Genomic DNA, 23,089 nt, shown 5'->3' with positions numbered 1-23,089 from the left:
CCTTCGGCCGACAGGCCGAGCCCGGGATTGAAATTGCCGTCGCCGGCCGAGGCCGGCGAGCCCGGCAAGTTTGTGTTTCAGGACATTCGATCGGCGAGCCCACCGCCGCGCCTCGTCGTCGCACGAAGTTTGGGCCGTGCTGCCCGCATTTTGAACGTCCGCTCCGCAGCCAAATGACCGATGCTGTCGTGGTTTGAGGCGGCGGACACGCTCGATGAAGACCTTCATTCGCGTCGTTGAACTTTGGGTACCCGACCGGACGCGCAGGCGGCTGGAATTCGGCGGCGGCCTCTACGACGATGGGCTGTCCGCGTTCAAAGCCGTCAGCGAAGAGCTGCACTTCGGATATGACGAGGGACTTCCCGGCAAGGCCTGGGCCTGTGGCCACCCCGTCATCCTCACGAAATTCGCCAACTCCTATTTCAAGCGGACCGATCAGGCCGCTGCGGCCGGCCTCACCTGCGGCGTGGCGGTGCCGGTGTTCGCGGGCGAATTCCTGCAAGCCGTGCTGGTGCTGTTCTGTGGCGACGACGAGGCGCACGTCGGCGCGATCGAACTCTGGCACAACGATCCTGATCTCTCGCATGAGATGGGGCTCGTCGATGGCTATTACGGCACCGCGGACATGTTCGAATTCAACTCCCGCCACACCAGATTTCCGCGCGGCTTCGGCCTGCCCGGACGCACCTGGAAGGCGGGCCTGCCGCTGATCATCAAGGACTTGCACGACGCCAAGAGTTTCCTGCGCTGGGAGGACGCCGCCAAGGTCGGGATCAATCTCGGCGTCGGCGTGCCCTACCGAACCGGTACCGACCAGACCTGGGTTCTGACATTCCTCTCCGCGCAGGCAACGCCGATTGCACGACGCTTCGAGATCTGGGTCCCGAACGAGGACCGTTCGGCGCTGGTCTTTCGCGCCGGCGATTGCAGCGCGCAGACCGACCTCGCCGCACGCTATGCGGCGCAGTCCATCGCCAGGGGCGAAGGCAGCATTGGCGGCGCCTGGGCCGCCGGCATGCCCGCGCTCAACGACGATCTCACCCGTGACGGCTCGATCGCCGGCTCCGAAGCCTGCGCAGCCGGGCTGAGCCGAATGGTGGCCCTGCCGGTCATCGGCAACGGAAGGCTTGACGCCGTGCTGGCCTGGTATTTGTGATCCGCGTCAATCGTCGGCCTGCAAGTCGGCCTCCGATGGCGTTGCGTCCCGGTTGCGGGGCACGGCCGCCTTCGGCACGAGGCTGCCGTCGAAATCTCCCTCGCCGGCGCCGGCCGGCAGCCAGGGACGGCTTGCTCCCCTCGTCCTCACCGCCTGCACCGAAAAGCCCTCGCCGCGTCTCGTCAGAGCCAGTGCGCCCTGACTGGCAAGACCCGCCCGATCGACCACCATCGCCGCGCAATCGGGTGGCGCAGGCCGCGCCGTCACCACCAGCGCGGCGCGGCTGCAATCATCGGCCAGCGCGTCGATACGCGTCGCCAACGCGATCAGTCGTCCGTCCGCGAGCGGCGCCACGCAGCCGGTCTCGTCACACGACACCCCACTCGCCAACGAGGCGTTGCCGGCATCGCGCGGATCGGCATCGGCAGCCAACCACTCCTTCAGCAGGAAGCTGTCCTTGCTGGCGCGGATCACCTGCAAGCGCCCATCCCCGCCCCGGATCGCGACGCTCGCGCCATCCCCGGCAATCAGGATATCGGGCTGCCGCACCGACAGTCCCCAGAGGATCGCTGCCAGCAGCACCAGGGCGCCGGACCAGCGCAAGGGCGTGCGCAACAGGCCCATCACGATGAGCCCGAGGCTCGCTGCGATCAGCGGCGCGATCCCGAAGGCGGGAATGCGGCCGACGGCGCCCGGCAGGGCCGCCACCCAGCGCGCGACCAGGACCATCCACTCGATGCCGATCCCCATCAACCACCAGAACACGCCGTCGAGCCCGAAGGGCGCCGCGAGCAGCCCCAACAGCCCGGCCGGCATCACCAGCGCCGAGACCACCGGCATGGCGCCGAGATTGGCGAGCACGCCGTATGGGGTCACGCGATGGAAGTGGAAGGCGGCGTACGGCGTGGTCGCGAGCCCCGCGATCAGCGAGGCCAGGAACAGCATCGCGATCTCGCGGCCGCCCCACAACGCGATCCGCGCCGTCGCGGAATGATCGGGCGAGGCGAGCAGGTTCGGCATGCCGATCTGCACCAGCGCCACCAGCCCGAGCGTTGCCGCAAACGACATCTGGAAGCTTGGATGCACCAACGCCTCCGGCGCGACCGCAAGCACGATCAGCGCGGCAACCGCCAGCGTGCGGAAGGTGATGGCGCGGCGGTCGACCATCACTGCGATCAGCACCACCGCCGTCATGAAGAACGATCTTTGCGTCGCAACCTCCGCGCCCGACAGCAACAGGTAGAACGCGGCCGCGACCAGCGCCGCGGCGGCCGACCATTTCTTGATGGCAGAGCCGGCCGCCAGCCCCGGGATCAAGGCCAGCAGCGCGCGCACCGCGAAGAAGACGACGCCGGCGACAACCGCCATGTGATAGCCGGAGATCGACAGCACATGGCCGAGTCCCGAGACGAACATGGCATCGTTCACGGGCGCGGTGATCGCATCGCGCCGCCCCGTGAGCAGCGCCGTCGCAATCGCGCGGTTATCGCCTTCGAGCGTTGCGCGGATGCGCGCATCGATCGCATCGCGCAGGCCCTGCATGAAGGCCGCGTAGCGCAGCCGCAGGCCGCCAGCATCCGGCGGCGTGGACGCCGTGATCGCGCCCATCACGAAGCCGGAGGCGCCGATGCCCTGGAAGAACATGTCGCGCGAGAAATCATAGCTGCCGGGGCGCACCGGCGAGATCGGCGGGAGCAGCCGCGCCTTCAGCTGCACGAAGCTGCCAACCTCAGGCGCCGTGCCCTTGCGCACCGAGAGGCGGACGCGCTCGAGCTTGACGTCGCTGCGCTGCGCCTCCATCGCGCTGACGCGCAGCACGAAACGGTCGGTGCGCTCGCGGATGTCGCGCGCTTCCACGAAGCCCGACAGCGACACCGAATAGAGCGGTTTTGCCAAAACGGTGTGCGCGATACGCGCGGTCTTCCAGGTCGCCACGGCAAAACCAGCCGCGACCGCCGCGAGCATGATGGCGGGCGCAAACAGCCGGCTCCGCCGGAGCAGCACCGCGCCGAGCATCAGCGCGATGGCTGTGGCGGCAACCACCCACAGCACCGGCTCATGATCGGCGGCGAAATAAAGCGCAATGCCGCCGCCGAAGGCGACCGGCACCCACGGCAACAGCCGGCCAGGCCCGGCCTCGCCCCGAGCCCATTGGCGCAGCGTCTCGATGATCGCCGGCCAGATGCCGAGGCCCGCTGGCGCCAAGCCGCCGGCCGGGGCGGCGCGGCCGACCGGCCACGTCCCGGCAACTCCCTGGGACCGTCCTGGCCGGCCCGGCTCCGCCATTCCCCTGCACCTTACGATACGCGACGGCTGCGGAGGCTACCGGACCGTGCGGCTGCACGAATAGCGGTACGGATCGGGAACAGGCGAAGAGCGCCCTACTTTTCTCCGGGCTGGCGCCCGTTGCTAGATCAGCGGCGCCTGCGAGGAGGCGTGGTGATTGACGATCTTCCACTCGCCGTCCTCGCGGATGATGACCCAGCTCATCTTGACGACGAGATCATCCCGCTCGCCCGCGAGATCGAACGTGATGGTCGCGGCCATGTTGATCAGATCAGGGCCGGCCTGCGCGGCGTGCACGTCGGAGAAGGTCGCGCTCGGCCTCCCCCAGCGCGGCAGGCCGTTGAAATAGTCGGCGACGCCATCTCGGCCGCGATAGAGCTTCGGATTGGAGCCGAAGAAGAACGCGTTCCTCGCATAGAGCGAGGACAGCGCGGCCGCATCGAGCGCCGCGAAGCCGGCGCACCATTTCGCGATGATGGCGGAAACGATGGCGTCGGCCTCGCTGCTCATGTCCTGCTCAGCCCTTCTCAACCCTTGGCGACTTCCTTCGCGAACGTGTCGCGCAGACCGATCGTGCGCGAGAACACCGGCTTGCCGGGCGTCGAGTCCTTGTCACGCACGAAATAGCCCTGGCGCTCGAACTGCATCGGCTCGGTCGAATTGCTCTCCGCAACGGACGCCTCGACCCGCGCATCGGCGAGGATCTCCAGCGAGTTCGGGTTGAGATCGGTCGCGAAGTTCGAGGCATCCGGGCTCGGATTGGCGAACAGCTGGTTGTAGATGCGGATCTCCGCCGGCTTGGAGGCCGCCGCCGGCAGCCAGTGCATGGTCGCCTTGACCTTGCGGCCGTCGGGCGCGTTGCCGCCCTTGGTCGCGGGATCATAGGTGCAGCGCAGCTCCACCACCTCACCCTTGTCGTTCTTGATCACGCCGGTACACTTGACGAAATAGGCATAGCGCAGCCGCACCTCGTTGCCAGGCGACAGGCGGAAGAACTTCTTCGGCGGGTTCTCCATGAAGTCGTCCTGCTCGATATAGAGCTCACGGCCGAACGTGATCTTCCGCGTGCCGGCCGAGGGATCGTCGGGATGATTGATCGCCTCGAGCTCCTCGGTCTGCCCTTCCGGATAATTCTCGATCACCACCTTGAGCGGCTTCAAGACCGCCATGCGCCGCTGCGCCGTGCGGTTCAGCTCCTCGCGGATGCAGAACTCCAGCATGCCGACATCGACCACGCTGTTGGCTTTGGCGACGCCGATGCGCTTGACGAACTCGCGAAGTGCAGCCGGCGGCACGCCGCGGCGACGCATGCCCGCCATGGTCGGCATGCGCGGATCGTCCCAGCCCGCGACATGGCCGTCGCGGACGAGCTGGGTCAGCACGCGCTTGGACAGCAGCGTATAGGTGAGATTCAGCCGCGCGAATTCGTACTGATGCGGCTGTGAGGGCACCGGCAGCTTCTCGATGAACCAGTCGTAGAGCGGTCGGTGGTCCTCGAACTCCAGCGTGCAGATCGAATGCGTGATGCCTTCGATGGCATCCGACTGGCCGTGGGCATAGTCGTAGCTCGGGTAGATGCACCATGCGTTGCCGGTGCGCGGATGGTGCGCATGCAGGATGCGGTACAGCACTGGGTCGCGCAGATTGATGTTGCCCGCGGCCATGTCGATCTTGGCCCGCAGCACGCGCGCGCCGTTGGGGAATTCGCCCGCCTTCATGCGGCGGAACAGGTCGAGGTTCTCCTCCACGGAGCGTTCGCGGAACGGCGAATTCTTGCCGGGCTCGGTCAACGTGCCGCGCGAGAGGCGGATCTCCTCCTGGGTCTGGTCGTCGACATAAGCGAGGCCGTCGCGGATCAGCTGCTCCGCCCATTCGTACAGGCGGTCGAAATAGTCCGAGGCGAAGAACAGGTTCTTGCCCCAGTCAAAGCCGAGCCAGCGCACGTCGGCCTGGATTGAATCGATATATTCCTGCTCTTCCTTGACCGGGTTGGTGTCGTCGAAGCGCAGGTGGCAGCGGCCCGGAAACTCCTGGGCGACGCCGAAGTTGAGTGCGATCGACTTGGCGTGGCCGATATGCAAGTAGCCGTTCGGCTCCGGCGGGAACCGGGTCACAATCTCCTTGTATTTGCCCTGATCGAGGTCGGCCTGGATGATGTCACGAATGAAATCGCGCCCAACCTCAGCTGCCACCGGTTCTGTCATTACGAAAATCCTGTAGGGAAATCAGCGGTCCTTCTGCCAAATTCGCGTGGCCGCGCCAAGAGCTTACAAGAGCTTAAGCAAGGCCTGCCGGGTCCGCCGTCGCCCTTTAGTTATGTCCCGTTCCTGCTATACACCACCGCCTCCAATGCATAGGCCCTGCCAAGAATGTCCGATTCCGTCGTCACGCGCTTCGCTCCCTCGCCGACCGGCTTCCTCCATATCGGGGGCGCCCGCACGGCGCTGTTCAACTGGCTCTATGCCAAGAAGCACGGCGGCAAGATGCTGCTGCGGATCGAGGACACCGACCGGGAACGCTCCACGGAAGCGGCGATCGGCGCCATCCTCGACGGGTTGAAGTGGCTCGAGCTCGGCTGGGACGGCGAGGTCATCTACCAGTTCGCCCGCGCCGCCCGGCACCGCGAGGTCGCCGAGCAGCTGCTCGCCGATGGCAAGGCCTACCGTTGCTACGCCACCGCCGAAGAGCTCGCCGCCATGCGCGAGAAGGCGCGCAGCGAGGGGCGCACCCGCCTCTATGACGGCATGTGGCGCGACCGCGACGCGGCCACGGCGCCGAGCCACGTCAAGCCCACCATCCGCCTGCGCGCGCCGCAGACCGGCGAGACCGTGATCGAGGACCAGGTCCAGGGCCGCGTGGTCTGGCAGAACGAGAACCTCGACGATCTCGTCCTGCTGCGCGGCGACGGCAACCCGACCTACATGCTCGCCGTGGTGGTCGACGACCACGACATGGGCGTCACCCATGTGATCCGCGGCGACGACCACCTGATCAACGCCGCCCGCCAGAAGCAGATCTACGATGCGATGGGCTGGGAGCTGCCCAGCATGTCCCATATCCCGCTGATCCACGGCCCGGACGGCTCGAAACTCTCCAAGCGGCACGGCGCGCTCGGCGTCGATGCCTACCGCGCGATGGGGTACCTGCCGGCTGCGCTGCGCAACTACCTGGTCCGGCTCGGCTGGAGCCACGGCGACCAGGAGATCTTCTCGACCGAGGAGATGATCGACGCGTTCGATCTCGGCAGCGTCGGCCGCGCCGCCGCCCGCTTCGATTTCGCCAAGCTGGAAAACCTCAACGGCCACTACATCCGCCACGCCGACGATCAATCGCTCGTGAAGATGTTCGAGGACGTGCTCGACCACGTCGTGCCGAGCCGCGACGAGATCAAGGCCAAGTTAAACGACACCACGCGCGCGCAGCTGCTCAAGGCCATGCCGGCGCTCAAGGAGCGCGCCAAGACATTGATCGAGCTGATCGACGGCGCCCATTTCATCTTCGCCGACCGGCCGCTGGCGCCGGATCCCAAGGCGCAGGCGCTGTTGACGCCCGAGAACCGCAAGCTGATCGGCCAGCTACATTCCGCGCTGGAGAAAGTCGAGACGTGGAGCGGCGCCACCACCGAGGCCGCGCTGCGCGCCTTTGCCGAGGAAAATAGTCTCAAGCTCGGCGCGGTCGCCCAGCCGCTTCGGGCGGCGCTCACCGGACGGACGACGTCCCCTGGTATATTTGAGGTTTTGGAGGTGCTTGGACGCCAGGAAAGCCTCGGCCGGCTTAGGGATCAGTCTACGACGTAAGTCGACCATGCGTGCGGCGATCTTGCAGCGCACATAGCAATAATATACCCATCTCCCCCACATTCTGGAACATCCGGCCTGCCCCCATGGTCGCCCTGGGGGTCTCCGGCTCCGGCCCGTCTCACCACACATCGGGGACCTCTGATGGACGCAAAAGAAAGCCCAAAGACCGCGACGCTGACGGTCGGAAACAAGAATTTCGATCTTCCGATCCTCAGCGGCAGCGTCGGGCCTGACGTCATCGATATCGGCAAGCTCTACGGCCAGTCCGGCCTGTTCACCTACGATCCGGGCTTTACCTCGACCGCGAGCTGCCAGTCCAAGATCACCTATATCGACGGCGACGCGGGCGTGCTGGAATACCGCGGCTACCCGATCGAGCAGCTCGCCGAGCATGGCGACTTCCTGGAGACCTGCTACCTCCTGCTCTACGGCAACCTGCCGACCGCCGCGCAGAAGAAGGATTTCGACTACCGCGTGACCCATCACACGATGGTGCACGAGCAGATGGCCCGTTTCTTCCAGGGCTTCCGCCGCGACGCCCATCCGATGGCGATCATGGTCGCGGCCGTCGGCGCGCTGGCCGCGTTCTATCACGATAGCACCGACATCAACGATCCGAAGCAGCGCATGATCGCCTCGATGCGCATGATCGCGAAGATCCCGACGCTGGCTGCGATGGCCTACAAATACACCGTCGGCCAGCCCTTCGTTTATCCGAAGAACTCGCTCGGCTTTGCCGAGAACTTCCTGAACATGTGCTTCGCGGTGCCTTGCGAAGACTACAAGGTCAGCCCGGTGCTCGCCGACGCGCTGGAGAAGATCTTCATCCTGCACGCCGACCACGAGCAGAACGCCTCGACCTCGACGGTGCGCATCGCCGGCTCCTCGGGCGCCAACCCGTTCGCCTGCATCGCGGCCGGCATCGCCTGCCTCTGGGGCCCGGCCCATGGCGGCGCCAACGAAGCCGCGCTGAACATGCTCTATCAGATCGGCACGGTCGACAAGATCCCCGAGTTCATCGCCAAGGTGAAGGACAAGAATTCCGAAGTCCGCCTGATGGGCTTCGGCCACCGGGTCTACAAGAACTACGATCCGCGCGCCAAGATCATGCAGAAGATGTGTCATGCCGTGCTCAAGGAGACCGGCCATGGCGACGATCCGATGCTGAAGGTGGCGATGGAGCTCGAGAAGATCGCGCTCAGCGACCAGTACTTCATCGACCGCAAGCTCTACCCGAACGTGGACTTCTATTCGGGCATCACGCTGAAGGCGATGGGCTTCCCGGTCTCGATGTTCACCGTGCTGTTCGCGGTCGCCCGCACCGTCGGCTGGATCAGCCAGTGGAGCGAGATGATCGAGGATCCCCAGCAGAAGATCGGCCGCCCGCGCCAGCTCTACACCGGCGTCGCCAAGCGCGATTACGTGCCGATCGACAAGCGCTAACGTCAGGCCATCACGCTTTCGCAGCGGCGCCATCGCAAGATGGCGCCGTTTTGTTTTGCGCCCGCACTTTCCTCGTGCTGCCGCGCACAACAACAAGTCCATGCTCACGGCGGCAAGCGCCTTGACAGCCGAAATGCTCCGCGCGCATTCTTACTCTAAGTAAGAATGACGACAGGGATGGAAATGCCGGAGCAGCCGAGAAGTCGGCGGCAGACGCGCGCTGCCATTTTGACTCATCTGCTTCAGTCGGGCGGCTCGTTTCGTCCGCCGCTGGCGAAGGCCGTGCGTCTGTCGGAAGCGAGCCTGTCGCGCATCCTGCTTGACCTGAAGGCCGAAGGCCTGATCGAGGAAGTGCGGCGCCCTGCCCCTTACGTCGGCGGCCCGACCGGTCTCGTGTCGCTGGACGGCGCGGTGGCGCTGGCAGCCTTCGAGCTGACGACGCAGCGGCTCAGCGTCGGGGTCGGCGGCCTGTCGGGTGAGCTGCACTACACCGAGCGTGTGCCGCTCCCGAAGACGCCTGACGTCGAGACCGTCGGCCGGGCATTTCGCGAAGCGATGACGTTGTTGCGCGACTGGACGCGGCGCCGCCGGATCACCCTCTCGCAGATCGGCGTCTCGATTCCCGGCCTCGGCCGTCTCAGCATATCGGCCAATCCGATCATTCCCTGCGACGTCGCTCGCATCAGCGACATGTTCGGCGAGATGTTCGCCGGCGTGCCGCTCGAATTCACCAATTCGGTCGTCGCGCATGCCACCTTTCACCGCTGCCGCACGGAAAACTACCCGTTCAACGACACGCATCTGTTCGTGCTCGTCAGCCACGGCGTCGCCGGCGCCTGGATGGATGATCCGGCCGAGACCGATGCTCTGCAGCCGATCGAGCTCGGCCACATGGTGTTCGGGCCTGACGGACCGCGCTGCCGCTGCGGACATCACGGCTGCGTCGAGGCCTATACGTCGATTCCCGCGCTGGCTGCGCTTCTCGGCGTTTCCGAGACCGAGCTGCTCCAGCTCGGCAACGAATGGGTCAACACGGTCCCGATCTCATCGCGCGTGCGGCAGGATTTGCGCCGTCGGCTGTTCCGGCTCGGCCTTGCGATCGGCAATACGCTGAACGTCAAGCCGTGCGGCGGCGTTGCGATCAGCGGCTGGCCGTCGCTTCTCGCTGAAGAGGATCGGCAAGCACTGGTCGATGGCATCGACGCCTGCCTGCTGGGCGGACGCAAACTGGCGCAGGTCTCCCTCGCCTTCGTGCCGCCGTCGACCGGCAACGATCCGCAGGCTGCGCTCGCCTTCGCCGCCTTTTGTCTCGCCAGCCGTGGCGGCATGCCCGCGGCATCGACGGAGGCGGCCTGACATGCGCTGAGCCCAAACGGCCTATAAAGCGCGAAAGATTTCACACCGGGAGGAACTGCCATGCCGATCACAACAACAAGGCGTCGTCTGCTCGCTGGCTCCGCTGCCGCGCTCGCATTTCCGCACCTTGCCCGCGCGCAAGGCGCGGCCAAGCCGCGACTGACCGCGATCTCGCAATGGTCGGCGGGCAGCGACGGGGCGGCCATTACGGCGCTCGGCAAGAAATTCGAGGAGAAGGGCGGCGTTTGGCAGCACTCGCCCGTCCCCGGCTTCACCACCGAGATGATGAACAAGCTGCGCGCGCAGATCATGGCCGGCGATCCGCCGGCTTGCTCGCAGCTCAAGGGGCCCGAGATTGCGGCCTGGTCGAAGATTGCGCCCACCGTCAATCTCGATGCCCTCGTCGCGGCCGCCGGCTACGAGAAGGTCGTCGCTCCGGACCTTGCAAAGCTGCACAAGCCCGGCGGCAAATGGATTGCGCTGCCGCTACAGATCTACAGCACCAACATGCTCTTCCTGTCCAAGCGCGCGATGGACAAGGCGAAGGCGGACAAGGTCCCCGTCACCTGGGCCGACTTCAACGACCTCGCCGAAAAGATGAAGGCGGGCGGAGTCGCCTCTCCTATCGCCAATGGCGGCACCCGCCCGGACGACGGACAGAAATTCGAGGCGGCTCTCGCGGGCATCAGTCCGCTCGCCTATCGCGCGGCCATCATGAATCTCGAGAAGAAGGCCCTCGAGGGTCCGGAGATCAAGGCCGCGTTCGCCCAGGTGCGCAAGATCGCCGACTGGATGGACCCCAACGTCGGCGCCCAGCATTTCTCGACCAACCTGAAGCGCTTCATCGACGGCGACATGGGCATGATGATCATGGGCGGATGGGCGCAGGGCGTATTGCGCAATGCCGGCTTCAAGCTCGAGGACTTCATGATTGCGCCAGGCCCGAGCGACAACGGCAAGCCGGTCTTCCTGTTGAATGCCGACGCCTTCATCTTCTGGCAGCGCAAGGAGGCGGACCTGCAAGCCGGCCAGACCCTGATGGCTCAGCTCGTCATGGATCCGGCGATCCAGACCATGTACTCGCAGATCACCGGCTCCATCCCCGTGCGCACTGACGTCGATCTAACAGGCGAAGGCTGGTCGGAGGGGCAACGAACAACCTCGAAGGCCTTGAAGGAGGCCATCGCCAGCAATCAGGCCGTCCTCAGCATGGCGCACAACATGGCGCAGGAAAACGGAATGACCGCGGCGATGATCGACGTAATCACGGAGTACGTGAAGAACAAGACGATCAAGCCGGAGCAGGCGGCCACCCGCCTCGCCGAGGCCGTCGAGGGCGCGCGTTGAGCAATGCCGCCACGATGAGACCGGGCCGGCCGGCGCTTCCCGAATGGGTGCGCCGGCTGCCCGAATATCTGACGATCTGGGTGCCGCTGCTGCTGTCGGCGGCGCACCTCGTCTCGTTTTCGCTCTGGACGATTTGGATCTCGTTCACGCCGTCCACCCTCGTTCCCGTTGCGGGCTGGGTCGGCTTGCGCAACTACACGGCGGTCACGGCATCGCGCAACTGGCAAATCGCCTTCGACAATTTGCTGCTGTTCGGCAGCGCTTTCGTGCTGCTGAGCGCAGCGACCGGCCTCATCCTCGCGATCCTGCTCGATCAGCGCATTCGTGGCGAGAACGTGCTGCGCTCCATCTTCCTCTATCCCCTGGCGGTGTCCTTCGTGGTCACCGGCACGGTCTGGAGCTGGCTGCTCAATCCCGGTCTCGGGATCCAGAAGCTGGTGCACGACCTCGGCTGGACCTCCTTTAAGTTCGACTGGCTGATCGACCGCGACATGGCGATCTGGACCATTGTCATCGCCGCGATCTGGCAATCCTGCGGCTTTTCCATGGCGCTGTTCCTTGCCGGCCTTCGCTCGGTCGATCCCGACATCATCAAGGCCGCGCAGATCGACGGCGCGGGACCGGTCCGAACCTACCGGCGTATCATCCTGCCGTCGCTGTGGCCGATCACGGTCACCGTCGTGGTGATCCAGTTGCAGTTCGCGATCTCGACCTTCGACCTCGTGCGCGCGCTCACCAACGGCGGACCGGGAATCGCGACCCAGCTGCCGGCACTCGTCGTCTACGACCTGATGTTCCAGCGTAGCCTGCTCGGCCGCGGCGCGGCGGCGGCCGTGCTGATGTTGCTCATTCTTCTCGCGGTGCTGCTGCCCTACGCGGCGTGGCGATACATCCAGCGACGGCGAGGCGCCCATGCCTGACCGCAGCTTCGCACCGACCCGGATCCTGATCTATCTCGCCGTCTTCTTGATCGCCGCGGCCTGGCTCGCGCCGCTCGTGGTCGTGGTGCTGAACTCGCTGCGGACCAACGAGGAGATCGCGCAGGGATCGATGATCGGCTGGCCGCAGCATCTGGCCTGGAGCAACTACGCCGCAGCCTGGAGCGGCTTCTGTGTCGCCGAGACCTGCGCCGGCATCCGGCCCTACATGCTGAACTCCGCGCTGGTCACGATTCCCGCCACGATCTTCTCCACCCTGCTCGGCGCAATCGCCGGTTACGCCGTGTCGCTCTGGCGTTTTCGCGGCGACAACTGGATCTACGGCATCGTGACGCTGGGCCTGTTCCTCCCCCAGCAGATGCGCCTGTTGCCCTGGACCATCGTGCTGCGGGACGTCGGCCTCATCAACACCCTGACCGGCCTCGTGCTGATTCACACCATTCAGGGGCTCTCATTCACCACGCTGTTCTGCCGGAATTATTATGTCGCCATTCCCCATGAACTGATCAGGGCCGCCCGCATCGACGGCGCCGGCTTCTTCCGCATCTTCTGGCGCATCATCCTGCCGCTCTCAGGTCCCATCCTGATCGTCACGGTGATCTGGCAGTTCACCCATATCTGGAACGAGTTCCTCTATGGCGTGACGTTCACCACCGGCCAGCAGCAGCCCGTCACCGCAGCGCTTATCGCGCTGTCCGCCGCCGTCGCGGATATCCCGCAGCATGGCGTGCAGAGCGCAGCGGTGATCATCGCCGCGCTGCCCACGCTGTTGATCTACCTGCTCGGCGGCAAGTACTTCGTCCGCGGCCTGACTGCCGGGGCCGTGAAATGATGGAGTTGTCATGGCAGCACTGAGCATTCGCGCCCTGTCCAAGCGTTACGCCAATCTGGAGGTGCTGAAGGACATCGCGCTCGACATCGAGAGCGGCGAGTTCACCGTGCTGGTCGGCCCGTCCGGCTGCGGCAAGTCCACCCTGCTCAACATCGTCGCCGGGCTCGACCGCCCGAGCGCGGGAACGATCGAAATCGGCGGCCGCGTCGTCAATGACGTCGCGCCGAAGGACCGCGACATCGCCATGGTGTTCCAATCCTACGCGCTCTATCCCTCGATGACCGTGCGCCAGAACATCACCTTCGGCATGGAATGCCGTCACGTTCCCAAAGCAGAGCAGGACGCTGCGGTCGGCAATGTCGCAAAACTGCTCCAGATCGAGCCGCTGCTCGGCCGCAAGCCCTCGCAATTGTCCGGCGGCCAGCGCCAGCGCGTGGCGATGGGACGCGCGCTGGTGCGCAATCCCCTGCTCTTCCTGTTCGACGAACCGCTCTCCAATCTCGATGCCAAGCTGCGCGTCGAGATGCGGATGGAGATCAAGCGCCTGCATCAGCGCATCGGCGCCACCATCATCTATGTCACCCACGACCAGATCGAGGCGATGACGATGGCGACGCGGATCGCCGTGATGCATCAGGGCAGCGTGCAGCAATTCGCCGATCCCGACACCGTGTACCGCTATCCCGCCAATCTGTTCGTCGCACGCTTCATGGGCTCGCCGCCGATGAACACCATGCCGGCGCGGCTCGAGGCCGAAAATGACGGTCCGGTCGTCGTGATCGGCGCGGGACGGCCCGACGAGCTTCGTCTGCGCCTTACGGGGTATGACGCCGCAGCACCCTTTGTCGGGCGCAAGGTGGTGTTCGGAATCAGGCCGGAATGCATCGCTGAGGGGAGCCGCACGTTTTCCAGCGAAGCGCCTGTCCTCGTCGAGGCGCCGGTGGAGCTGGTCGAGCCCACCGGCGCCGAGACGATGGTGCTCCTGCGGCTCGGCGGCGAGCCCGCGATGGCACGAGTCTCGCCGGATATCCGCCCCGCGCCCGGCACGTCCGCCGCCTTCGCGCTCGACACCCGCCGCATTTGCCTGTTCGACCCCGAGACGGAGCGCCTGATCGCATGACGAAGACGACCTATTCCAGCCTAGCCGGTAGCGTGGTGCTGATCACCGGAGGCGCCAGCGGCATCGGCGCCGCCTTCGTCCGGGCCTTCGCGGGCCAAGGCGCCCGGGTCGCCTGCTTCGACATCGATAAGGACGCCGGCGAAGCCCTGGTGCGGGAAATAGCGGCCTCGTCCGGGCCCGCGCCGCTGTTCGTGCCCTGCGATCTCCTCGACATCGATGCCCTGCGCAGCGCGATGGCAGAGGCCCGCCGCTCGCTTGGCGACGCCGCCGTTCTCGTCAACAACGCCGCCAACGATCAGCGCCAGGCTCTCGCCGAGGTCACGCCGTCCGAGTTCGACTGGATGATCGGCGTCAATCTCAAGCACGTCTTCTTCGCGGCGCAAGCGGTGGTGCCACAGATGCAGGCGCGCGGCGGCGGCTCGATCATCAACATGTCGTCGATCGCCTGGATGCGCGGCGCGCCGGCACTGCCGGTCTACGCCGCGGCGAAAGCGGCGATCGTCGGCTTCACCAACTCGCTGGCGCGCTCCGTCGGTCCCGACCGCATTCGCGTCAACGCGATCGCGCCGGGCATGGTCATCACCGAGCGCCAGCGCAGGCTGTGGTATCCGGACGATCGGGTCATCGCCGAGATACGCTCGCGCCAGGCGGTGCCCGATGCGGTAACGCCCGAAGACATTGCCAATATGGCACTGTTCCTCGCCTCCGACGAAAGCCAGCGCATCACCAGCCAGTGTTTCAGGGTTGATGGCGGACTCGCCTAGGCCGGTGCGCATAAGACCGTTCGAGTGCCCTTTCCTTGGCCCTACGTGACGTTCGACAATAGTGATTGGAACTAGGAAACCTTGGGAGGTTCGCGCGTTTAGGGGCCGGAGCAAGCCGTGGAGGAGAAGCATGCGAACAGCAATTCTCGCATTGATTGTAGTTGCCGGAAGCGCAATGAGCTTCCAAGCAACGGCCCAACAGCAAAAGGCCGCACCCAGTGAGCAAACCAAGGAGGAGATGAAGCGCGACGTGGACCGGGAGCTCAAGGCTGGCCAGCCCAACGAGCAGATGCAGCGCGATGCGGACAAAGGGATCAAGACCCGCAACTCCGGAGAGTCCGGATACGTGGCCGATCAAGACAAGCCGGCCGCTTCGGCGCATCCTCCGGGCCGACCGGGAAGTGAGCAGACCACGGGTTCGGGTGGCCAGACCGGCACTCCGAAATAGAACACTCGGCCTGCTCTGCGTCTACGGCGAGTTGCGCGGGCGCCGGAAGTGGCCAATTCACGGGTCGCATGCCGTCCCGGGTTAGCGTGTCGTCCGCCTGGTTGCCGCCCAAATGTCCTCCCGGGGTCAGTATGTCGCGCTCAGTGTACGCGTGGAGCGAGACCCCGGGGGCAAGTGGCGGGCCGTCATAGGGCGCACAAGCGCCAGTCGAGGCAAGGACGGCCTCCGCGTTCTGTCCACCGCCGATAGCCGACATCCAAGCTGCCTCAAATTATCCGGCTAAGGGACACGGTGCGACCTAGAGCGGGATGTTACTCTATGAACAGCAGTCCCCTCTTCTTATCGCCGTCAAACGTATTTACAGCGTCGAACAGCCGCTTCCGTTCGACTAGCCACGGCTGGAAATCGAAATTGACATCGAGCACGAAAACGAGGTCTTCGGCTTCGAAATAGCCCCCAATTGGGGAATGGTGTCCACTACCAGCACCAAAAATATGAGCGCGATCGAAATTCACGATGTAGCGTCGCCGCGGATCGTTGGAGCGACGGAGATGCTCCAGAAACTCGTTTTCGCTGAGATCGCGCAAGACAGTAACTTTCCGGCTGGTGTTGGACTGGGCGACGTTGGCCAGTTCGTCAAGCGTGAGCCCCATGATGCATACGCCTGTCCAGCAACTCCACGTCCCGGCCAACACCTTGCCTTCCGTCCTTGCCGCCTCGCCAAGGGACCGATACGCGTTTGCAACAGCGGCAGGTCCGCAGCGAGAGCCATTTGACTGCCAATCAACGTGTCGTTCAAATGTTGCTGCCACAGGCAGGTGCCACGCACGCTCAATAAGCTCCGGAGTACGTGTGACCGATGACGCTATGGCTTCCGATGGCACGTGCGATTGATTGACCACCAGGGCCCCGGCACACACCAGACTCAGGGCAATCACCAAGCTGCTGATGCTTACGCGGTGCCATCGCTTCATGGATCGGAACCTTGGCGGCAATGACGACTTAGGCGCGCAAAATTATACTCGGAAGCCGGAGAGCGCGAAGAAGATACCTGTCCGCGTTCGTTCGGGCTGAAAATGCGAACATAATTTCCGACAGGACGACCCGAGTTCTTCTTTTGGGTCGAACAGGAAAGTGACAGCCAATCGGACCCTTTCCGCGGCATCCCGAGATGTATCAGCGTCGAGATCCCAGTGCTAGACTTCCTGCTCCTAGCGATTGGGAGGACGAACATGCCCGATAGCGTCTACAAGGTCATTGAACTGGTCGGTACCAGCAGCGACTCATGGGAGAAGGCGGCCGCTAACGCAGTCGAGCAAGCTGCTAAATCTCTCCGAGATCTCCGCATTGCAGAGGTCGTCAAGCTCGATATGCAACTGGATGACAAGGGAAAAGTTGAGGCCTATCGCGCCAAGCTCAACGTATCGTTCAAGTTCGAGGGCTCCTGAGCCTCAGCACCTCGCCGCTTCGGGCGAGGACGGCTCATTGGACAGGCGCGTTGCGGTCCGCCAGCCGGACGCTGTGGCCCATCCCGGAAGTTGGCACTAGTCCGAGCGGGACCGAAATGCTTTGATGCGCAGGAGCGTATGGCGCGTGGGTGGCCCCATGTACATGGTCATTCGCAAGTACAGCAAGGTTCGTTCGGTCGCGGACGCCGCTCGTCGCGCCAAGAGCGGCGTTGGTGAGATCCTAAGACAATCGCAGGGATTCAAATCTTACCATGTGCTGGATGCGGGCGACGGTGTCGGTATCGCGGTGATGATATTTGACGACCGCGAAAGCGCCAACGCAGCGAACGCCAAGATACTGGCATTTGTTCAAGCCAGTCTACCGGACCTCGAACTTGGAGTTCCTGAAATCGCTGCCGGCGAGGTTTTGGTGAACATAGAGCCCAATGGGTCCTCGGGCATCAAGTAGCCGAAAACGCTGCCTGTTGCATGGCCCGCCGCCCGTTGATCGTGCAGTCTACCCGACCTGCATCGCGTTTGCGGCGGTCGCGCCCCGACACCGGCATATGCCGGCCAAGAATCTGGCGACTGCGCAAATTTTCGAGGAGCACAATGCCATGAAGCAACACACCTCCGAAGCATTTTCCACCACAGCCAGGAAACTGCTCATGCGGATGCGCATCGTGATGCCACCCAGGGATCCTGATGAAGACGAGGAGGATGAAGACGAGGAGGACGAAGACGAGGAGGACGAAGACGAGGATGAGCAAGATGATGCCGACGAACCGGCGGTCGTGCGCGAGCCGGACGAAGACTAGACTAGCCGGTGTCTGGCAGTCGCCATTATACTATCTCTCATGGGCTGGGATGCGAAAGACATAGCGCTTCTCAAAAGGCTCTGGTCCGCGGGACAGAGCGCGGCGCAGATTGCGCGTCATCTCGGCTGCAGTCGTAACGCGGTATGCGGTATGCTGAACCGTCTGGGCCTGAAGCGCGGCCACAAGCCGCCCACAGCGCAGCCCCAGATAAGGCCGGCCCCGAAGCTGAGGCCGTCGTCGGCCGCCTGCGCCCGTCCCATCGCGCGGAGGGTGTCGCCGAGTACAGCAGAGAGGGAGCTGCCAAAGGAATTCAGCCGGCAGCAGCTTTACGCCATTCTGGCTGAGGCGGTCAGAAACACTGGTTAAGAGCTCACCACGAACGTCCTTGCCCTCCCGTCCATGTCGGCCGCGTCGTTACTTTGCAAATGAGCGTCGGCCACCCGCGAGACAGAAACAGGGCCCACCTCACACGCATACGTTGATGGAACCGGGTTTTAGCTCGCGTTGTTTCGGCTCGGGGTCGTCACAGCCACGTCGCTATAGAGAAGCCCTGTATACGGGAGTATAGTCGCCAAAGGCATATTCCCGATCGATCTTGATCGGCTCCGGGGGGACGCGATCCGGCACGAGAAATCTGTCGATTGATCCATCACGCGTGAGCAAGAGATGATCATGCAACATGCGATTGAAGTGCCGTCGGTCGCCCTCGATTCGAATGAGTGCAAGCGCCCCGAGGAGGCACTGCGCGAGAGCGAGGAGCGCTTTCGCACGCTGGTGCAATTCTCCTTCGATGTGTACTGGGAAACGGACGCGGAGCATCGCTTCATCCGCCAAGAGTTCGCCGAGACGCTTCCCGAGCCGCCGGTCTCCGAGATCGGCAGGACGCGATGGGAGGTCCCGTATCTCGAACCTGACGCAGATGGCTGGCGCAAACACCGGGAGATACTCGACGCTCACCTCCCGTTTCGCGATTTCGAGCTCGCGCGGCCGATGCCCGACGGCGGCAAGCGCTATATTTCCGTCTCTGGTCTGCCCATCTTTGACAAGACAGGGAACTTCGTGGGTTACCGAGGTGTGGGGCGCCACATCACGGAGCGCAAGCGCGCCGAACAGGCGCTGATCGAGAGCGAGGCCCGTTTTCGTACCTTCGTGGACCACGCGACCGATACGTTCATGCTGCACAGTGAAGATGGTCACGTTCTCGATGTGAATCGGAATGCCTGCGAAAGTCTCGGCTACAGCCGGACCGAACTGGTTGGGGCAACTGCGGCCTTGTTCGATCTGGAGATGGATGAAGCGACTTGGCGTCGCAACCGCGAGCGTCTCAAGGCCGGCGGCATCGCTACGCTCGAGAGGCGCTATTGCCGAAAGGATGGCACTGTGTTTCCCGTCGAAGTTCGTATGCGCGAGTTCTGCGAAGTCGGACAGTCACGAATCATTTGTCTGAGCCGCGACATCACCGAACGCAAGCGAACCGCCGAGACGTTCCGCGAGATGCAGGCTGAACTAACACACGCCAATCGCGCGGCGGCAATGGGCCAGGTCACGGCTTCGGTGACACACGAACTAAGCCAACCAATCACCGCGGTGCTCTGCGACGCAGAGGCCGCACTGAACTGGCTAGGAACACAATCTCCGAATTTCGAAAAGGCACAGCAGGCGCTCGTATCCATTGTCGCAGAAGCCAAGCGAGGCGGCGAGATTATCAGTTGGATCCGTTCCTTGATCAAGAAAGCTCCGGCGCCGAAGGAGAGCGTCGATGTCAATGGTGCAATCCTGGACGTGATCACCATCGCCCGTAGCGAGCTGCTCAAACATGATGTCTCGATCCAGACCGACCTCGCTCCGGGCTTGCCGCTCGTGAAGGGCTATCGCGTTCAGCTGCAACAGGTGGTTCTCAATTTGATCCTCAACGCGATCGAGGCAATGAACTGCGTCGACGTTGGCGGACGAGAGATGCGGATCAGCACGGCTGCGGATGCTTCAAATCGCGTTGTTGTAGCCGTACGGGATACCGGACCTGGACTTGACGTCGCAATCGTTGACCGCCTGTTCGAGCCCTTCTACACCACCAAGCCGGACGGGACCGGCATGGGCTTGTCGATTTGCCAATCGATCATCGAGGCTCACGGAGGACGACTTTGGACTGGTGCGAATGAACCACGGGGGGCGGTGTTTCACTTTAGTCTGCCTTCGCAACAGGAGTGATCCACGTCGCTTTAGCGTAACTCACGCCTTCGCTGTTGCGTTTCTTGGCGTCTGGTCTTTGAGGGCAGCTCACGCTTTGGAGGGGGCAGCTCAAGCAGCCTTTTTGAAACACCCTAGCTCGTTCGCCGGCTCTGGCGCATCGTTGCGAGCACGATGTCGGCGGCGAGCACGCTCGGCGATGTGTTGCCGGTCGACATGATCTGATCGAGCCTGGCGAAGGCCTCGACCTGCTGCCGGCGCAGCGGAGACTCCGTCAGCACGTCCCGAAGCGCCGGCGCCAGCTTCTCCGGCGTGCATTCCTCCTGCAAATACTCGGGAATGACATCCTTGCCGATCACGAGATTGGCAAGGATCACCGAGGAGACACGGATCGCGCGTCGCAGGATGAACGCCTCGATCGCGCCGACGCGATAGGCCGTCACCATCGGAATGCCCGACAGCGCGAGCTCGAGCGTCACCGTGCCGGATTTCGCCAGCGCGGCGTGAGCGATGCGGAAGGCCGCACGCCTCTCGTTCTCGCCGATCACGATCTGAGGCTTGACCGGCCAGCTCGCGATGCCTTCGCGGATGGTGGCTTCGAGATGCGGCATGGTCGGCAGCATCAGTTCGAACGCACAGCCCTCACCCCTTAAGCGACCGAGCGTTGCGCCGAACACGTCGAGATGATGCCTGACCTCGCTGCGGCGGCTGCCGGGCAGCACCAGCAGCACCGGCGGCTCACTGTCGCGGCGCGCCTGCTCCTCCGCACTCGGCCGCAGCGAGCCCAATTGCTCAATCAGGGGATGGCCGACATAGCTGCAGGGCGGGCCGCCGAGCTTGCGGTATTCCTCGGGCTCGAACGGCAGCAGGCCGAGCACGTGGTCGACATAGCCGAGCATGGTCCGCGCCCGTCCTGGCCGCCATGCCCAGAGCTGCGGCGAGACGTAGTCGACGATCGGGATCGCGGGATTGCGCGCGCGCACGCGGCGGGCGACGCGATGGGTGAAGTCGGGGCTGTCGATGATGACGAGCACGTCGGGCGCGGCCTCGGTCACTGCGTCGGCGGTCTGCCGGATCAGCCGCAGGATCTTCGGCAATTGCTGCACCACCGCGGCAAACCCGACGATCGAGAGCTCCTCGATCGGAAACAGCGATTCCAGGCCCTCGCGCGCCATAGTGCGGCCGCCGACGCCGACGAACTGCACGCCGTCGCCGAGGCGCTGGCGCAGCACCTTCATCAAGGCGCTGCCGAGCCTGTCGCCGGACTCCTCCGTCGCGATCAGGAAGATCTTCCGCTTGGGATCACGCGACATCACGCGGGCAGGCCGATGACGAAGAGATATTTGGCATCGGCAAGCGCGATCATCGTCTGCGGCTCGGCGGCGATGGTGTTGCCCGCGATGACGGCGATGCCGGCAAGGCCGGCAGCCGCGACGCCCTCGATGGTGCGCGGACCGATCGTCGGCAGGTCGAAGCGCAGGTCCTGGCCGCTCTTCGGCGCCTTCACCAGCACACCGCGTCCGGTGGCGGCGCGGATGCGGCCCTCCTCGCGCAGCCTCGCGACGCGGGCGAGCAGCGCGTCGGTGCCCTCGATGTCCTCGACCGCCACCACGTGGCCATCGATCACGACCACGGCCTGGCCGATGTCGAACGGGCCGAGCGCGGTCAGCACCGCCCGGCCGCGTGCGATGTCGGCCTTGCTGGCATCGCTCGGCCAGGCGCGGCTGATGCAGCCCTCGGGCATCAGGAGATCCGGCGCGACGTCCTTGATGCCGACCATCCGGAAGCCGTCCTGCTCGAGGATGCGGCCCACACCCGACAGCAAATGATCGTCGCCGCCACGGAAGGCGCGGATGACGTTGCCGAGCAGGCGCAGCGTCGTGAAGTCGAACCGGATCTCGGACAGCGAAGGCCGCACCAACGTGCCGATGAAGATCAGGTCGCGGCAGCCCTCCTCGCGGAACAGCCGCATCGCGCGTCCGAGCTGGCCGACGGAGATCCAGCGATGCCGGTACTTCTCCACCCGCTGGGGATCGCAGGCCCCGCGTAGCGGAAACAGCACCGGCGTGATGCCGTGCGCGGCGAGCGACTCGGCGACCGCAAACGGCATGGCTCCGCCCCCGGCGACGATGCCGACCGGTGACGAAACCTGCAAAGCCGCCGATGTCGTGCCCGCGGCCATCCCAAGATCACTCCAAGATCATTTCAAGATCACTTCGCGATGGCGGGAAGACAGAGCGGGCGCTTGCCCTTGCCAATGAAGTCGAGGATTTCGGCGATCGCGGGGTCCTCGCCCGCGAGCGGCCGCGCCGCCTCCAGCCGCTCGGCGAAGGTGCCGGCGCCATGGAATAGCTTCTGGTAGAACGCACGCACGGTGGCAAGCCGCTGCTTGGTGAACTTGCGACGCTTCATGCCGATCAGATTGAGGCCTTCGAGCACGGCATATTGGCCGTTGACGAGACCGAACGGAATGATGTCGTCGCGCACGCCACACACGCCGCCGACCATGACCTGCGGTCCGATACGGGTGAACTGATGCACGGCGGACAGCCCGCCGATGAAGACGAAGTCGCCGATCTCGCAATGGCCGCCGAGCGTTGCCGAGGTCGCGAAGATCACGTCGTTGCCGAGATGGCAGTCGTGGCCGACGTGGCTGCAGTTCATGAAATAGCCGCGGTCGCCAACCGAGGTGACGCCCCCGCCAGCGACGGTACCCGCGTTCATGGTGACGGATTCGCGGATGGTACAGCCCGCGCCGATCCTGAGCTGCGTCAGCTCGCCACGATAGCTGAGCGATTGCGGCGGCGTGCCCAGCGAAGCGAACGGATAGATGGTGCAGTCGTCGCCGATCGTGGTTTGCGCCGTGATGTGCACATGCCCGATCAGCTTGCAGTTCGCGCCGATGACGACGTTCGGGCCGATGATGCAATAGGGTCCGATCTCGGTGCCCTCGCCGATCACGGCGCCGTCCGCGATCCGCGCGGTGGGATCAATCTTGCTCATCAAGCCAATCTTACTCGTCAAGAAGGTCGGGTTATGTATTGAAGTCGCTCGGTTTTCGGCTGGTTAGCGCGACTATGCCCGATCTGTCCAGTGACGTATCATCTCGCCGTGTTTCAAGTGCCGGATGAGGCGGCCTTCCCGTC

At 64.4% G+C, this 23,089-nt stretch carries 22 protein-coding genes; 15 read left to right on the top strand and 7 right to left on the bottom strand.

Features of this window, described 5'->3' with window-relative positions; all coding sequences use genetic code 11:
* The first annotated feature begins 214 nt into the window (after positions 1–214).
* Entirely contained in the window at positions 215–1,156 is a 942-nt protein-coding gene (locus tag I6F21_RS17845; RefSeq protein ID WP_225140022.1) for a GAF domain-containing protein, read from the top strand.
* 6 nt (positions 1,157–1,162) lie between these two features.
* Here the strand turns inward: I6F21_RS17845 and I6F21_RS17840 are convergent, their stop codons facing one another.
* The 3 genes from I6F21_RS17840 to I6F21_RS17830 form a co-directional block, all read right to left on the bottom strand.
* Complete coding sequence (locus I6F21_RS17840; protein WP_225156902.1) at positions 1,163–3,442, bottom strand: ComEC/Rec2 family competence protein; 2,280 nt, start codon at positions 3,440–3,442, stop codon at positions 1,163–1,165.
* 123 nt (positions 3,443–3,565) lie between these two features.
* A complete protein-coding gene (locus tag I6F21_RS17835) occupies positions 3,566–3,952 on the bottom strand; it encodes a nuclear transport factor 2 family protein (protein ID WP_225140024.1) in 387 nt (128 codons plus the stop codon).
* A gap of 17 nt (positions 3,953–3,969) precedes the next feature.
* Positions 3,970–5,646: a glutamine--tRNA ligase/YqeY domain fusion protein gene (locus I6F21_RS17830; protein ID WP_036009979.1), complete on the bottom strand. Its 1,677-nt coding sequence runs from the start codon at positions 5,644–5,646 to the stop codon at positions 3,970–3,972.
* 165 nt (positions 5,647–5,811) lie between these two features.
* Between I6F21_RS17830 and gltX the strand changes: the two genes are divergently transcribed.
* The 9 genes from gltX to I6F21_RS17785 all read left to right on the top strand — a co-directional run bounded on the left by gltX (position 5,812) and on the right by I6F21_RS17785 (position 15,490).
* Positions 5,812–7,239, top strand: a complete 1,428-nt coding sequence (gltX, locus tag I6F21_RS17825; protein ID WP_225125209.1) for a glutamate--tRNA ligase — start codon at positions 5,812–5,814, stop codon at positions 7,237–7,239.
* A gap of 144 nt (positions 7,240–7,383) precedes the next feature.
* Positions 7,384–8,685 (top strand): citrate synthase, encoded by a 1,302-nt coding sequence (gene gltA / locus I6F21_RS17820; RefSeq protein WP_036009984.1) that lies wholly within the window; start codon positions 7,384–7,386, stop codon positions 8,683–8,685.
* Positions 8,686–8,862: 177 nt separating this feature from the next.
* Positions 8,863–10,041 carry an ROK family transcriptional regulator gene (locus I6F21_RS17815; protein WP_193375100.1) on the top strand — a complete coding sequence of 393 codons (1,179 nt, stop codon included), beginning with the start codon at positions 8,863–8,865 and terminating at the stop codon, positions 10,039–10,041.
* Positions 10,042–10,101: 60 nt separating this feature from the next.
* Complete coding sequence (locus tag I6F21_RS17810) at positions 10,102–11,388, top strand: ABC transporter substrate-binding protein (RefSeq protein ID WP_225140025.1); 1,287 nt, start codon at positions 10,102–10,104, stop codon at positions 11,386–11,388.
* Positions 11,385–12,308, top strand: coding sequence for a sugar ABC transporter permease (locus tag I6F21_RS17805; protein WP_225140026.1), 924 nt, complete (start codon positions 11,385–11,387; stop codon positions 12,306–12,308). Before I6F21_RS17810 ends, I6F21_RS17805 begins: the two co-directional genes overlap by 4 nt.
* Complete coding sequence (locus tag I6F21_RS17800) at positions 12,301–13,158, top strand: carbohydrate ABC transporter permease (RefSeq protein WP_036010046.1); 858 nt, start codon at positions 12,301–12,303, stop codon at positions 13,156–13,158. The genes I6F21_RS17805 and I6F21_RS17800 overlap by 8 nt, the downstream gene beginning before the upstream one ends.
* 10 nt (positions 13,159–13,168) lie before the next feature.
* A complete protein-coding gene (locus I6F21_RS17795) occupies positions 13,169–14,278 on the top strand; it encodes an ABC transporter ATP-binding protein (protein WP_225140027.1) in 1,110 nt (369 codons plus the stop codon).
* Positions 14,275–15,042, top strand: a complete 768-nt coding sequence (locus I6F21_RS17790) for a glucose 1-dehydrogenase (RefSeq protein WP_225140028.1) — start codon at positions 14,275–14,277, stop codon at positions 15,040–15,042. The genes I6F21_RS17795 and I6F21_RS17790 overlap by 4 nt, the downstream gene beginning before the upstream one ends.
* 130 nt (positions 15,043–15,172) lie before the next feature.
* Complete coding sequence (locus I6F21_RS17785) at positions 15,173–15,490, top strand: hypothetical protein (protein ID WP_156447357.1); 318 nt, start codon at positions 15,173–15,175, stop codon at positions 15,488–15,490.
* A 311-nt stretch (positions 15,491–15,801) separates the two neighbouring features.
* On the opposite strand, the gene I6F21_RS17780 is transcribed toward I6F21_RS17785, so the two are convergent.
* Entirely contained in the window at positions 15,802–16,464 is a 663-nt protein-coding gene (locus tag I6F21_RS17780; protein WP_057030485.1) for a phytochelatin synthase family protein, read from the bottom strand.
* Positions 16,465–16,722: 258 nt separating this feature from the next.
* On the opposite strand from I6F21_RS17780, the gene I6F21_RS17775 reads away from it, so the two are divergent.
* The 5 genes from I6F21_RS17775 to I6F21_RS17755 all read left to right on the top strand — a co-directional run bounded on the left by I6F21_RS17775 (position 16,723) and on the right by I6F21_RS17755 (position 19,964).
* Positions 16,723–16,938, top strand: a complete 216-nt coding sequence (locus I6F21_RS17775; RefSeq protein ID WP_035699963.1) for a dodecin family protein — start codon at positions 16,723–16,725, stop codon at positions 16,936–16,938.
* Positions 16,939–17,095: 157 nt separating this feature from the next.
* Positions 17,096–17,407 (top strand): hypothetical protein, encoded by a 312-nt coding sequence (locus tag I6F21_RS17770; protein WP_036009997.1) that lies wholly within the window; start codon positions 17,096–17,098, stop codon positions 17,405–17,407.
* A 97-nt stretch (positions 17,408–17,504) separates the two neighbouring features.
* The gene (locus I6F21_RS17765; RefSeq protein WP_225140029.1) at positions 17,505–17,756 is read left to right on the top strand and encodes a hypothetical protein; all 252 of its coding nucleotides are present in this window, start codon (positions 17,505–17,507) and stop codon (positions 17,754–17,756) included.
* 39 nt (positions 17,757–17,795) lie between these two features.
* Positions 17,796–18,122 carry a GcrA family cell cycle regulator gene (locus I6F21_RS17760; protein ID WP_036010004.1) on the top strand — a complete coding sequence of 109 codons (327 nt, stop codon included), beginning with the start codon at positions 17,796–17,798 and terminating at the stop codon, positions 18,120–18,122.
* Positions 18,123–18,428: 306 nt separating this feature from the next.
* Positions 18,429–19,964: a PAS domain-containing sensor histidine kinase gene (locus I6F21_RS17755; RefSeq protein ID WP_225183351.1), complete on the top strand. Its 1,536-nt coding sequence runs from the start codon at positions 18,429–18,431 to the stop codon at positions 19,962–19,964.
* Positions 19,965–20,077: 113 nt separating this feature from the next.
* On the opposite strand, the gene lpxB is transcribed toward I6F21_RS17755, so the two are convergent.
* Genes lpxB through lpxA form a run of 3 tightly spaced genes read right to left on the bottom strand, consistent with a single transcriptional unit; the run spans position 20,078 to position 22,946 of the window.
* The gene (gene lpxB / locus I6F21_RS17750; RefSeq protein WP_225140031.1) at positions 20,078–21,256 is read right to left on the bottom strand and encodes a lipid-A-disaccharide synthase; all 1,179 of its coding nucleotides are present in this window, start codon (positions 21,254–21,256) and stop codon (positions 20,078–20,080) included.
* Positions 21,256–22,125: a UDP-2,3-diacylglucosamine diphosphatase LpxI gene (gene lpxI, locus I6F21_RS17745; RefSeq protein WP_036025237.1), complete on the bottom strand. Its 870-nt coding sequence runs from the start codon at positions 22,123–22,125 to the stop codon at positions 21,256–21,258. The genes lpxB and lpxI overlap by 1 nt, the downstream gene beginning before the upstream one ends.
* A gap of 29 nt (positions 22,126–22,154) precedes the next feature.
* Positions 22,155–22,946, bottom strand: coding sequence for an acyl-ACP--UDP-N-acetylglucosamine O-acyltransferase (gene lpxA / locus I6F21_RS17740; RefSeq protein WP_036025239.1), 792 nt, complete (start codon positions 22,944–22,946; stop codon positions 22,155–22,157).
* Positions 22,947–23,089 lie beyond the last annotated feature (143 nt).

The organism is Bradyrhizobium sp. NBAIM03 (assembly GCF_020194055.1).
Taxonomy (GTDB): Bacteria; Pseudomonadota; Alphaproteobacteria; order Rhizobiales; family Xanthobacteraceae; genus Bradyrhizobium; species Bradyrhizobium yuanmingense.
This window is presented reverse-complemented; position numbering and strand designations above follow the sequence as displayed.